This is a genomic window from Mycobacterium sp. IDUB_17 (assembly GCF_055419465.1).
Window position 1 is genome coordinate 322271 of sequence record NZ_JBVAXS010000002.1, and the last position, 12397, is coordinate 334667.

10 protein-coding genes are annotated in these 12397 nt (G+C 64.4%); 6 read left to right on the forward strand and 4 right to left on the reverse strand.

All coding sequences use genetic code 11. From position 1 onward, the window contains the following. The first annotated feature begins 22 nt into the window (after positions 1 to 22). The gene (locus ACZYZ7_RS08730; RefSeq protein ID WP_463740678.1) at positions 23 to 502 is read left to right on the forward strand and encodes an OsmC family protein; all 480 of its coding nucleotides are present in this window, start codon (positions 23 to 25) and stop codon (positions 500 to 502) included. Positions 503 to 509: 7 nt separating this feature from the next. Here ACZYZ7_RS08730 and ACZYZ7_RS08735 read toward each other — a convergent pair whose 3' ends face one another. Together ACZYZ7_RS08735 and ACZYZ7_RS08740 are read right to left on the reverse strand one after the other, a co-directional pair. Further along, positions 510 to 3791, reverse strand: coding sequence for an NAD-glutamate dehydrogenase domain-containing protein (locus tag ACZYZ7_RS08735; RefSeq protein ID WP_463741054.1), 3282 nt, complete (start codon positions 3789 to 3791; stop codon positions 510 to 512). 295 nt (positions 3792 to 4086) lie between these two features. Beyond that, positions 4087 to 5157: an NAD(P)H-dependent amine dehydrogenase family protein gene (locus ACZYZ7_RS08740; protein ID WP_463740679.1), complete on the reverse strand. Its 1071-nt coding sequence runs from the start codon at positions 5155 to 5157 to the stop codon at positions 4087 to 4089. Between the two features lie 101 nt (positions 5158 to 5258). Between ACZYZ7_RS08740 and ACZYZ7_RS08745 the strand changes: the two genes are divergently transcribed. The 5 genes from ACZYZ7_RS08745 to ACZYZ7_RS08765 all read left to right on the forward strand — a co-directional run bounded on the left by ACZYZ7_RS08745 (position 5259) and on the right by ACZYZ7_RS08765 (position 10819). Next, complete coding sequence (locus ACZYZ7_RS08745; protein WP_463740680.1) at positions 5259 to 5927, forward strand: TetR/AcrR family transcriptional regulator; 669 nt, start codon at positions 5259 to 5261, stop codon at positions 5925 to 5927. Positions 5928 to 6034: 107 nt separating this feature from the next. After that, complete coding sequence (locus ACZYZ7_RS08750) at positions 6035 to 6463, forward strand: MmpS family transport accessory protein (protein WP_450069506.1); 429 nt, start codon at positions 6035 to 6037, stop codon at positions 6461 to 6463. Then, positions 6460 to 9351, forward strand: a complete 2892-nt coding sequence (locus tag ACZYZ7_RS08755) for an MMPL/RND family transporter (protein ID WP_463740681.1) — start codon at positions 6460 to 6462, stop codon at positions 9349 to 9351. Before ACZYZ7_RS08750 ends, ACZYZ7_RS08755 begins: the two co-directional genes overlap by 4 nt. 14 nt (positions 9352 to 9365) lie before the next feature. Then, a complete protein-coding gene (locus tag ACZYZ7_RS08760) occupies positions 9366 to 9992 on the forward strand; it encodes a TetR/AcrR family transcriptional regulator (RefSeq protein ID WP_450069504.1) in 627 nt (208 codons plus the stop codon). Positions 9993 to 10327: 335 nt separating this feature from the next. After that, entirely contained in the window at positions 10328 to 10819 is a 492-nt protein-coding gene (locus ACZYZ7_RS08765) for a DUF5994 family protein (RefSeq protein ID WP_135451827.1), read from the forward strand. Positions 10820 to 10882: 63 nt separating this feature from the next. On the opposite strand, the gene ACZYZ7_RS08770 is transcribed toward ACZYZ7_RS08765, so the two are convergent. Further along, positions 10883 to 11086 carry a cold-shock protein gene (locus ACZYZ7_RS08770; protein WP_029106149.1) on the reverse strand — a complete coding sequence of 68 codons (204 nt, stop codon included), beginning with the start codon at positions 11084 to 11086 and terminating at the stop codon, positions 10883 to 10885. Positions 11087 to 11401: 315 nt separating this feature from the next. Continuing rightward, a complete protein-coding gene (locus ACZYZ7_RS08775; RefSeq protein ID WP_463740682.1) occupies positions 11402 to 12364 on the reverse strand; it encodes a DUF808 domain-containing protein in 963 nt (320 codons plus the stop codon). Positions 12365 to 12397 lie beyond the last annotated feature (33 nt).

A 12397-nucleotide genomic window follows, 5' to 3' on the forward strand; every position in this document is an offset into this window, starting at 1 on the left:
TTCAACGGAGTGAGAGGTGGCGATGAGTAGGACACACCGATACGAGGTCGAGGTGACGTGGACCGGCAACACCGGTTCGGGCACCAGCGGCTACCGCGACTACGCCCGCGATCACGACGTGTCCGGTGTCGAGACGCCCGGCAAACCGGTGATCCCGGGCAGCGCCGATCCCGCCTTCCGGGGGGACCCGCAGCGCTGGAACCCCGAAGAGCTGCTCGTGGTCAGCTTGTCCCAGTGCCACATGCTCTGGTATCTCGCCCTGTGCGCCAAAGCGGGCATCATCGTCACCGCCTACAGCGATCGGCCGGCGGGCACCATGAGTGAGAACGCCGAGGGCAGCGGCGTTTTCACCGACGTCACGCTACGGCCGCAGGTGACCATCACCGACCCGGAGCGGGCCGGTGATGCCACCGAACTACATCACGAAGCCCACCGGATGTGCTTCATCGCCAACTCGGTCAACTTTCCCGTGACTGCCGATCCCATCGTCAAAGTGAGCTGAGCCCAGTTCATCGATGGAGCCGGCGCAACTGGGCCGAGGCCACCGACAACACCGCCAGATCGGGCGCGTCGGAATCGAGGAACTCGTCCAGCGTGCGCTTGGCCCGGTCCAGCCGCGGCCGGTTGTAGGCCTCGAAGTCGCGGATGCTGCTCGCGACCTGGTCCCCCTCGACCCCGTGCTTGGTGACGTCGATGGTGAGATCACGCAATGAGCGGTACAGGTCCTCCCGAAGGGCAAGCCGCGCCTGTGCATGCCAGCGGCCACCTCGGGGAAGCGACGACACCGCCAGCAACAGCCGGTCCACGCCCAGCCGGTCCGACAGTTCGAAGTAGATCCTGGCCAGTTGAGCCGAGTCCTCACCGTGGACATGGGCGACCTCGATGATGTCCAGAAGGCTGAACGCATAGAGGGATTCGCTGATCCGACGGGCGATGTCGGCCGGGACGTCGCGGGCCACCAGGTCGTCGTGCGCCGCCAGGACGGCATCGCGCTCCTGGCCCCGCAGCATCGATCCGAGTTGCCCGCGCAGCATCGCCACCTGGTTGCTGAATCGGGTGATCTCGGCGTCGACGTCGAGCGGTTGCGGCCGGTTGAGCACAATCCATCGGGCGGCCCGGTCGAGGAGGCGACGGCCTTCGATGATCATGGCATTCGTCAGTGCGGGCGAGAGATCGGCGGCATAGATATCCGACCAGAGTGTGTCGAGGTCGAAAACCTCGGACGCCACGGCGTGAGCCCGCACGATATCGGCTGGGGCAGCGCCGGTTTCCTCGGAGAGCCGGAACGCGAAGGTCAGCCCCGAGGTGGCCAGTACGCGGTTGACGATCGAGGTGGTGATGATCTCCCGGCGCAGCGGATGCTCGGGCAGTGGCTCACCGAGTTGGCGCCGCAACGTCGGCGGGAAGTACCGGTTCAGCAGCGCGACGAAATATGGGTCGTCGAACATCTCGCCACTGAGCAGTTCGGCCTTGAGGTCGAGCTTGACGTGCGCCATCAAGGTGGCCAGTTGCGGAGCGGTGAGGCCCCGACCATCCTTGGCCAGGTCAGCGAATTGCGCTGGGCTGGGCATGTTCTCGCGGGAACGGTGCAACCCGCGCCGCGTCTCGAGATCTGCCGTTATCCGGGCGTGCACGTCGACCATCTGGGCCGCGTTCGAGCGGGCGTCGCTGAGCAGACGATTGTGCGCCTGGTTGTTGGCCAGGACGAGCTGTGCCACTTCGTCGGTCATGTCGACCAGCAGTCGGTTGCGGGCGCTGCCGTTGATCAGGCCGGACCGCGCGGCGGCGTCCAGCAGGATCTTGATGTTGACCTCGTGGTCGGAGCAGTCCACTCCGGCCGCGTTGTCGATGGCATCGGTGTTGACCAAGCCGCCGCGACGGGCGTACTCGATGCGGGCGCGCTGGGAGAGCCCGAGGTTTCCGCCCTCGACGATCACCCGGGCCCGGACGTCCCCGGCGTCCACCCGCACCGAATCATTCACCTTGTCGGCGATGTCGGAGTGCTGTTCGTCGCCGGCCTTGATGTAGGTGCCGATTCCGCCGTTGAACCACAGGTCCACCGGCGCGCGCAGGATATGGCTGATCAATTGGGTGGGAGACAGGCGGGTCTCATCGTCGGCGATGCCGAGTGCCGCACGCATTTCCGGTGTGGTGGCGATGGTCTTGGCGGTCCGCGGCCACACCCCGCCGCCCGGGCTGATCGCGGCGCGGTCGTAGTCGTCCCACGATGATTGGGGCAGTTCGAACAGTCGTTGCCGTTCCTTGCGGGCTCGCGCGGTGTCAGGCTGCGGGTCGACGAAGATGTGCCGGTGGTCGAATGCGGCCACCAGTCGCAGACCCGGGCGCAACAGCATGCCGTTGCCGAAGACGTCACCGCTCATGTCGCCGACGCCGACGGCGGTGAACTCGTCGGCCTCGGAGTCGATGCCGAGTTCGGCGAGGTGGGTGTCGCCACTGACCCAGGCGCCACGGGCGGTGATCCCCATGGCCTTGTGGTCGTAGCCGGCTGAGCCGCCGGAGGCGAAGGCGTCGCCCATCCAGTAACCGCGGTCGAGTGCCACCGCGTTGGCGGAATCCGAGAACGAGGCGGTGCCCTTGTCCGCGGCCACCACCAGGTACGGGTCGGGTCCGTCGTGGCACACCACGCCGCCGAAACGGGGCCGCTGATCGCTGCCCGAGCCGGAGTCGGCGTTCTTGTCGACTACGTCGAGCAATGCGGCGATGAACTGTCGGTAGCTCCGCAGGCCCTGCACACGGGGTGATTCACCCGCGACGGGCCGGGCCTTGACGACGAACACGCCCTTGGCGCCGGCCGGCACGATCATCGCGTTCTTGACCGCCTGTGCCTTTACCAGTCCCAGGACCTCGGTGCGGTAGTCGTCGTGGCGGTCCGACCAGCGCAGGCCGCCACGGGCGACCAGCCCGAAGCGAAGATGCAGACCTTCGAATTCCGGTGAGTAGACGAAGATCTCGGATAGCGGACGCGGCTGTGGCAGCTCGTCGATGGACTGGGCGTCGAGCTTGTGGACCAGATAGGGTGCCCAGACCGTGAGGGCGTCGGGCGCGAACGCGTTGGTGCGCACGGTGGCGCCCATCAGGTTGTGGTACGCGCGCAGGATCCGGTCGGCATCGATGTGCAGCACCTGGTCGATCTCGGCGGCCACGTGCTGCTCGGCCTCGGTGATGCGGGCGGCGCGGTGGGGGCTGTCGGCTGGTTGCTCGGTCTGGCCGAACCGCGCCTCGAACAGCGCCAGCAGGGCGCGGGCAGCGTCCGGGTTGTCCAGGAGCACCCGCTGGATGCGGGCCTGACCGTATGGCAACGGCAGCTGCCTCAGGTAGCGGCTGTAGCTGCGCAGGACACTGACCTGACGCCAGTTCAATGAGGCTCGCAGGATCAGCGCGTTGAATCCGTCCGATTCGACCCGGCCGGCCCACATCGCCTGGAAGGTCTCGCGGATGCGCTCGGTGATGCCGTCCTGTGGCTTGGCCAGCGCGTCGACGGCATCCGGACCGGGGTGCAACACCAGCTGATACACGTGGCAGACCCGGCCGTCCGCGCGGGTCCAGGTGCCGGACTGTTCCTCGAGAACCTCCAGGTCCATGCTCTGCAGCGCGGGCAGCATCCGCCGCAGCGGAACCGGCTCGAGGGCGGCGAGCGCGAAGTTCAGCCGCCCGTCATCGGTGCCGGCCCAGTCGAGGTTCACCGTGACCGCATCGCCCATCAGATCGTTGAGCGCCGTGACCTCCAGTAGCCGGTCGGGTACCACAACCCCGGCCTGCTGATCTTGCATGTCGGGCGCAATGTGATTGGCGCGCAACGAGTCCACGGTTGGCTCTCCTCAATCGTCGTTGATCGATGCCGTCGGTTGCGTTCTCGACGGATGGGCCAATCCTGTGGTGTCTCGGAGTGCAGAGGAGGCTGCAAAGTGTCAGCGATATCGGGGGCGTGCTTACATTGTGTAGGCCGGGTTCACTGCCGGCTTCTGGTTTAGTATTACAAAACGACTCGGGCTGGCCAGCGGTAATCTGCCGGATGCCCGACGGCTACCTTGTAGAGGTCGGCTGCCGGGCATCGGCTCGGGCGCGTCAGCCCTGACTCGCCGGCACCACTCCGCGCGGAAGGATCAACGGGAGATCGTTGTAGGTGACGATGCCGGGTGCGGCGTTGACCACGGCGGGAATCGCGTTGATCGGGGGAGTGGCGGTCATGATGTGCCCCAGCACCATGAACTCCTCCAGCGTGGTCGCCTCGAAGTCCGGCGGCGGTAGGAAGCCGACCTTCATCGTCACAGTCGGGCGACCGGCCACCTCGATCACCCAGCCGTCCTGATCGATCTGCCAATCCGGTTGCAGCGTCTGTCCTTTGCGCCACCGCAGGGTCAGCTCGACGCGCGTGGTGTCGCCGACGATCCCCTTCCAGCTGACGAAGACGCCCGCCACACCCCCTGCCGGAATCGTCCACGAGCCGAGGTCGAGATCCTCTGTGGTCTGGGCATATTCGGCATCGCAGCGGACCTCGTCGAATTCGATACCGAGTGCATCACCGATCATCCGGACCGCCTCGCCGAAGACTCCGGTGCCGTGAGCGGTCATGGCCTGTAGATCGGGATGATCGATGGGCAGGCCGAACCCGACCGGCTTCTCGGTTTCCGGCGAATCGTAGAACGTGGTGTCGGCGGCCTCGTTGACGGTGATCTTGTCCACACGGTCGCAGATGCCGGCAGCCACGATCGCCAGCTGGTTGACGTAGCCCGGGCTGATGCCCGATCCGAACATGGTCGCGCCGCCCTTGCGGCAGGCCTCGGCGATCCGGTCCCGGCCCTGGCCCTGATTGTGCCCGGTGATGAATGAGGCGGTCGCAACGACATTGACCCCGGCGGAAAGGATTTCGACGAGTTCGTCGACGTCGATCCACATCGGGTTGTAGACCACGACATCCGGTTTCAGGGCGAGTAGCGCCTGCACGTCATTCGTGGCGGCCACCCCGAGGGGCTCGATGCCGACGAGCTCTCCGACGTCCTTGCCGGCCTTGTCCGCCGACCATGCGTAGCAGCCGACCAGTTCCAGGGTCTGGTTGCGGGCGATGGCCGCCACCGAACTCTTGCCGACGTTTCCCGTCGTCCACTGGACAACCCGGTATGGAGAAGTTTGTGACATCGCAGCGGCTTCCTTCCTCGGTTTCGGGCAGTTTTCCACTACCGTGAGAAAAAAGGAAGAGTGGTCCGAACACGGGCGGCGAAACAACTAGAATTCGGGGTGTGACCATCGGAAACGCGCCGCGCCGGGGGCGGGGCCGTCCACCCCGTATCGATCAGCAGCAGATCGTGGCCGCGGCGCGCGCCATTACGCCGGGCGCGTTGACGATGCAGGCGGTGGCCGATGCGCTCGGGGTGGACCGCACCACGCTGCACTACTACGTCGGTGACCGTGACGGCCTGCTCGAGTTGGTGGTGGCCGATCTGTTCGAGACCGAGTTGCGCTCGATCAAGTTGCCCGAGGGCGCGAGCTGGCAGGAGGTCCTGCGGGCCTACGGCAATGCCATCCGCCAGGGCGTGCTCAAACTCGGTGTGACGGCGACGAGTTTCCGGCTGCGGGGGCCGAGTGGGGCGGCCAGTCTCGCGCTGGCCGAGCAGGTGCTGCGGGCCCTGGCCGACGGTGGATTCGGTACCGACGACGCCGGGCGCGTGCTCACTCTGGTGTCCGGGCTCGCGATGTCAGCCGCGCACGACGTGCTGGGCTCCGCGGAGTCGCGGCTGCACCACCAGACGCCCGAGGTGGTTCGCGCACTGAAAGATCTGCCGTCCAGTGACTTCCCGCTGCTCAGTGGTGTGGTGGCCGATCGTGGCGTCGACGCGACTGCCGCCGGGGACTTCGACTTCAACCTCGACATCGTGATCGCCGGGCTCGAGCAGTTCCTGGCCAGGTAGGCACCGGTCGTTCACGGGGCCTGGCTCGAGTACAGTACTCAGCATCCTCTTAGGCGGAACTTGAGTTCCGTCTAATCTCGGCAATTGTCACAGCAGGAGGCGCAGCGGTGTACCGGTTGCTCAAGAAGGCGTGGATGCCGTTGCTTTTGGTGGTGGTCGTCGCGCTGGGCACGTACGCGATCCTGCGGATTCGCGATTCCGGCAACCGGGTACCGAGGACGGCCGAGGGTTCCGCCATCACGGAGAACTTCAACCCCAAGCACATCATGTACGAGGTGACCGGGTCGGGTGGGACGGCGAACCTCAACTATCTCGACGAGAACGGCCAACCACATCTCATCGAAAATGCACCGTTGCCTTGGTCTTTCACGATCGTGACGACACTGCCGTCGATGTCGGCCAACATCATGGTCCAGGGTGACCGCGACGTCAGTGATCTTCGATGCCGAGTGACGGTCGACGGAGAAGTGCGCGACGACCGCGCAAGTACCGACACAGTCAAACCGTTCATCTACTGCTTGGTGAAATCCGTATGAGCAACGCGCCCTCGAAGTCGCATCGTCCGTTCCTGGGCCACATGGTCCGGATCTTCTCGCTGCCGATCATCCTGTTCTGGCTGGTCGTTGCGGTCGGACTGGCAGTGGTGACTCCGTCACTCGACGATGTCGCGGCCACCCGGTCGGTGCCGATCAGTCCCACCGGCGCACCGTCGTATCAGGCGATGCTGAACATCGGCAAGGTCTTTCAGCAGTACGACTCGGACTCGTCGGCGATGGTTGTGCTGGAGGGCGACGAGAAGCTCGGCGATGCCGCGCACAAGTATTACGACGAGATCGTCGCCAAGCTGAACGCCGATAAAGAGCACGTGCAGAACGTTCAGGACTTCTGGAGCGATCCGCTGACCGCCGCGGGCTCGCAGAGCGTCGACGGCAAGTCGGCCTATGTGCAGATCTTCCTTGACGGGTCTCAGGGCACCAGTGCCAGCCACGAGTCGGTGGCCGCGGTGCGCGACATTGTTGCCTCGGTGCCCGCGCCGCCCGGTATCAAGGCGCACGTCGCCGGTAATACCGTGCTCAACGCCGATACCAGCGTGGCCGGGCACGAGAGCATGGCCACGATGGCGCTGCTGTCCATCGGCGTCATCATCTTGATGCTGCTGTTCATCTACCGCTCGCTGGTGACGATGTTCATCGCATTGTTCATCGTCATACTCGAACTGTTTGCGGCACAGGGTGTTACGGCCACGGCGGGCTACCTGAACATCATCGGTCTGACGCCGTATGCGGTGAGCATGGTGACGATGCTGTCCATCGCTGCGGGCACCGACTATGTGATCTTCCTGCTGGGGAGGTATCACGAGGAACGCGCCAGGGGTGTGGACCGCGAGGACGCGTTCTATATCGCGTATCACGGTGTCTCGCACGTCATCCTGGGCTCCGGGTTGACCATCGCCGGTGCGTGTATGTGCCTCACGATGACCACGCTGCCCTATTTCCAGACCATGGGCCTGCCCTGCGCCATCGCGATTCTGGTGATCATCGCTACGGCGCTGACCCTGGCGCCTGCGGTCCTGACGGTGGCCTCGAAGTTCGGGTTGCTCGACCCCAAGCGTGACCTCTCGGCCAAGGGATGGCGCAAAGTCGGTACCTCGGTGGTCCGTTGGCCCATCCCGATCATCCTGGTGACCAGCATTGTTGCCGTCATCGGCTTCGTCGCGCTGCTGAGCTACGTGCCGCAGTACAACGATCAGAAGTACACCCCCGCCGATATGCCGGCCAACCTCGCCATGGGCGTCGCGGACCGACACTTCTCCCAGGCACGCATGAACCCCGAGCTGCTGATGCTCGAAGCCGATCATGATCTGCGCAACTCCGCTGACATGCTGGTGATCGACCGGGTCGCCAAGGGCGTGGTTCACATGCGTGGCATCGATCGGGTGCAGACCATCACCCGTCCGTTGGGGTCGCCGATCGAGCACAGTTCCATCCCGTTCCTGCTCGGTGCGCAGAACGCCGGAACTCTGCAGGGCGCAAAGTTCAACAACGACAACTCGGCTCAGATGCTCGAGCAGGCCGACGAGATGGGCCGGACCGTCGCCAGCATGGAGCGCATGTACGCGATCACCTCCGAGCTCACGGCGACCACGCACAGCATGGTCGGCAAGACGCACGAGATGTTGGCAGCGACCCAGGAGATGCGCGACAACCTGGCCAATTTCGACGATTTCTTCCGGCCGATGCGCAACTACCTGTACTGGGAGCCGCACTGCTTCGACATCCCGATCTGTCAGTCGATGCGGTCGATCTTCGACACCTTGGACGGCATCGACAAGCTCACGGATCAAATGCAGGGTCTGACCGCCGATATGGATCGGATGGATCAGCTGATGCCGCAGATGCTTCCGGTGCTGAGGACCACCATCGACTCGATGGCACGGATGCGCGACTTCATGATCGCGACCCACAGCACGATGGCCGGCATGCAGGCCCAGCAACAGGAACTGGCCAAGGGCGCCACGGAGATCGGTCTGTACTTCGATCAGGCCAAGAACGACGACTTCTTCTACCTGCCGCCGGACGTGTTCACCAACCCCGACTTCCAACGTGGCCTGAAGATGTTCGTCTCGCCGGACGGTAAGTCGGTCCGATACATCATCACCCACCAAGGGGATCCCGCCTCTGTCGAGGGCATCGACCATGTCCGTGACCTCAGAGATGTTGTGGCCGACGCGGTTAAAGGCACCCCGCTGGCCAATGCGAAGGTCTCGATTGCCGGTACCGCGTCGCTGTACGCCGATATGCAGGACGGTGTCAAAACCGACCTGGCGATCGCGATCATCGCGTCGATGATCCTGATCTTCGCGATCATGTTGTTGATCACCCGCAGTGTGGTGGCCGCCCTGGTGATCGTCGGTACCGTGGCGGCATCCCTGGGCACCGCGTGTGGTTTGTCGGTGCTGCTTTGGCAGGACATCCTCGGACTGGGTGTGCAGTGGATCGTGATCCCGCTGTCGATGGTGATCCTGCTGGCGGTGGGTTCGGATTACAACCTGCTCCTGGTCTCGCGTCTGAGAGAGGAGATCCACGCCGGACTCAACACGGGCATCATCCGCGCCATGGGAGCGACCGGGCGAGTTGTCACCGCGGCGGGTCTGGTGTTCGCCTTCACTATGATGTCGATGATCGTCAGTGATCTGCGCGTGGTCGGTCAGCTCGGTATGACGATCGGTATCGGCTTGATCGTCGACACCCTGATTGTTCGTTCGTTCATGACACCGTCGATCGCCGCAGCGCTGGGGCGTTGGTTCTGGTGGCCGCTCAACACCTTTGAGATCACCAGGCAGGGCCGCAGCGCCGCCGAACCGAAGCCGGCGGGCGACCCCGACGACGACAAGACCGCTGCGATCCCGGTAACCACGATGTGAGGGAGGTGAGTGTCGTGGGTGACACGGACAGCGCGCCCGATGCGGAGTCGAAACTGCGCCGGCGCACCGATGGTCGGCTCGACCGATCGCGTGATCCCGCGATTCTCAATGCCGCATTGGCCGCCTTGGCCGAGAACGGCTACGTCAACACCAACATGAACGACATCGCCGCGCGAGCCGGTGTCGGCAAGGCGGCGATCTACCGTCGCTGGTCATCGAAGGCCGCATTGATCACCGATGCGCTCGTGTACTGGCGGCCCGACCTGATGAGCAACGATGCGCCCGACACCGGCAGTCTGGAAGGTGATTTCGACGAGATCGTGCGCCGTGCGGTGCGCAACGACGAGGAGCACTTCTCCTACGATCTGGTGCTGCGGGCCGCGGTTGAGGCCAGCCATGATCCGCACCTCGCCTCGGCCCTCGACGATCTGATGCTGCTCAAAGGCCGGCGCGTGGTGACGGCCATCCTGCAGCAGGCCGCTGCCCGCGGTGAGGTGGCACCCGACCGGGACTGGTCTCTGGTTGCCGACGTGATGACCGGCATGTGCCTGATGCGGGTGATCAGCGGTCAGAGCATCGACGCGAAGTTCATCCGGGACGTCATCGACACCCTGATCCTGCCCGCCGTACGCGACCGGTAGCGGTGGCATCCGGGCACTGGGCAGCGAGGACATCACTCCTCGGGTGTAGGTTGTGATTAGGCCGGATACATCAGTTGGTCAGCCGTGGCGAATGACAGTCACGACTTCGATGTTGAACCGTCAGCCGGTGATTAACCATCGCTTGCTATCCAATACCAGTGCGGTCGTCCCGCACCTTTCAAGGACACTCTTATGGAATCGTCCGCACTGTTTTCGCACCCGGAGCAGCAACAACCGATGCCGGATGTCGAGGGCGCGGTTGAACCGCCGCCCGAGTTGGTTTTCTCGGACCAGCCCTCGGATCGGCCCATGCCCCGTGCAGATGCGCAGTCATCGTGAACGGCCTGAACGGGACACGGCGACTGGCCAGTCCCGTCCGGCTTGCCCTCGCCAGGCAATTGGGCGCCGACATTGACGGAGCGTGGTGGCCGCACACCGCCTCCGTTGCCGCTGAATTGCCCGAACTTGTTGGCGCCCTTCATCGATCGATCGGGGAAGTCGTCGACATCCGCATCAACTGGTCAGCCGCTGAGGGGCAGTTGGACCTCAACACGATCGTCACCGGCAATCGGTGGGCGCAAGGGATGACGCTGAGTCGTCCCCGGTTGATGTTGGTGACAGGCCGGAGCGAATGCGTGAAACTCCTTGTCGTCCCGTGCAAGACGTCGGCTGCGCTCGGAGCGCTGGTGATGCGCTGTGCAGCGGCGATGTCTGTGGAGGAAACGGTGAGGCGCACGCCGTTGTTCGAGACCGCGGATTGCGTACTGCGCGCGGCCCAGACCGAATCTGCCAGTTGGTTGGGGCGGATCCAGGACGCACCGGTGTGAAATGCAAAATGAGCTGGTACGGAAATTAATCCGTACCAGCCCATAGTCAGGTCTTAGAGCGGTTTAGACCGCAGTAACTCCCACTGCCTGGGGGCCCTTGGCTCCCTGAGTGATCTCGAACTCAACGCGCTGGTTCTCTTCGAGCGACCGGAAACCACCGCCGGTGATCTCGGAGTAGTGGACGAAGACATCGGGTGCGCCGCCGTCAGGAGCGATGAAGCCGAAGCCCTTTTCGCCGTTGAACCATTTCACAGTTCCCTGTGCCATATTTTTGCTTCTCTCATTGTTCAAACTGGACGTACGTTGCACGTCCGTGTCCAGTATGGCACGTCGAAACGCATTGACCCAAAAAATATTTGTCCGGTGAATCTTCTCCGCGAAGCGGTCACCGGATGGCCGGCGAACCGCAGCCGCCGCCCGGCAACCCAGTGGAACTGCCAAATCGGCTCTGCGGCAGTCATTTTCATGTTCTGCGGTCATGCGATGCGCTGACTTTCGCACCTGCGCGGCGTCCTTCTATACGCCACGGCTGCCGGACTCACTTGGATAGCCGTCCTGCGGTAGAAATCGACGCGTAGAGCATCACGCAGAAGCGTCGTGCTTGTCCTTCTTGCCGAACGGCAGCACGTGCATGATCCCCACGACCACGGAGCCGACCACCAGGCCGATCACGGCCGACGCGGCGGTGTTGGTCAGCCAGGCCAGCAGACCGCCGAAGGTACTGCCGGTCGCATGCCGCACCGCTTCCTCGGCATGGTGGACCAGGCCGTAGATCGTGTGCCAGCCCAGGGTGTCGGTGCCGGCCAGGAGGATGTGTCCACCGACCCAGAGCATCGCGACTGTGCCGATCGTCGACAGGGCCGACAGCAGCTTGGGCATCCCGGCGACCAGGCCGCGCCCGATCTTCTGCGCTATCCGCGACGAGCGTTGAGCCAGGAGCAGGCCGATGTCGTCCATCTTGACGATGCCGGCCACCACGCCATAGACCGCGGCGGTGATCACCAGCGCGACGATCACCAGAATGATCAGTCGAGGCCAGAAGGTCTGATCGGCGACCTCGTTGAGTGCGATCACCATGATCTCGGCGGACAGGATGAAGTCGGTGCGGATCGCGCCGGTGATCATGTACTTCTCGGCGTCGCCACCGACCGCCGTGGCGGGCTGGCCGTCGGCGTCGTGTCCGCCGTGGCCGATGAACCGTCCCCAGACCTTCTCGGCGCCTTCGAAACAGAGGTACGTCGCGCCCAGCATCAGGATCGGCGTCAGCAAAAACGGCGCGAACTGGCTGAGCAGCAGCGCCGCGGGCAGGATGAACAGGATTTTGTTGCGCAGCGAGCCGATCGCGATGCGCTTGATTACCGGCAGCTCACGGTCAGCGGAGATGCCGTGTACGTACTGCGGCGTCACCGCGGTGTCGTCGATCACCACGCCGGCGGCCTTGGCGGTCGCCTTGCCCGTGGCCGCACCGATGTCGTCGATCGAAGCCGCCGCCAGCCGGGCCAGCGCGGCAATGTCGTCGAGCAATCCGAACAAGCCGGCGCTCACTGCTGACTCTCTTCGCGCAAGCGACTGATCGGC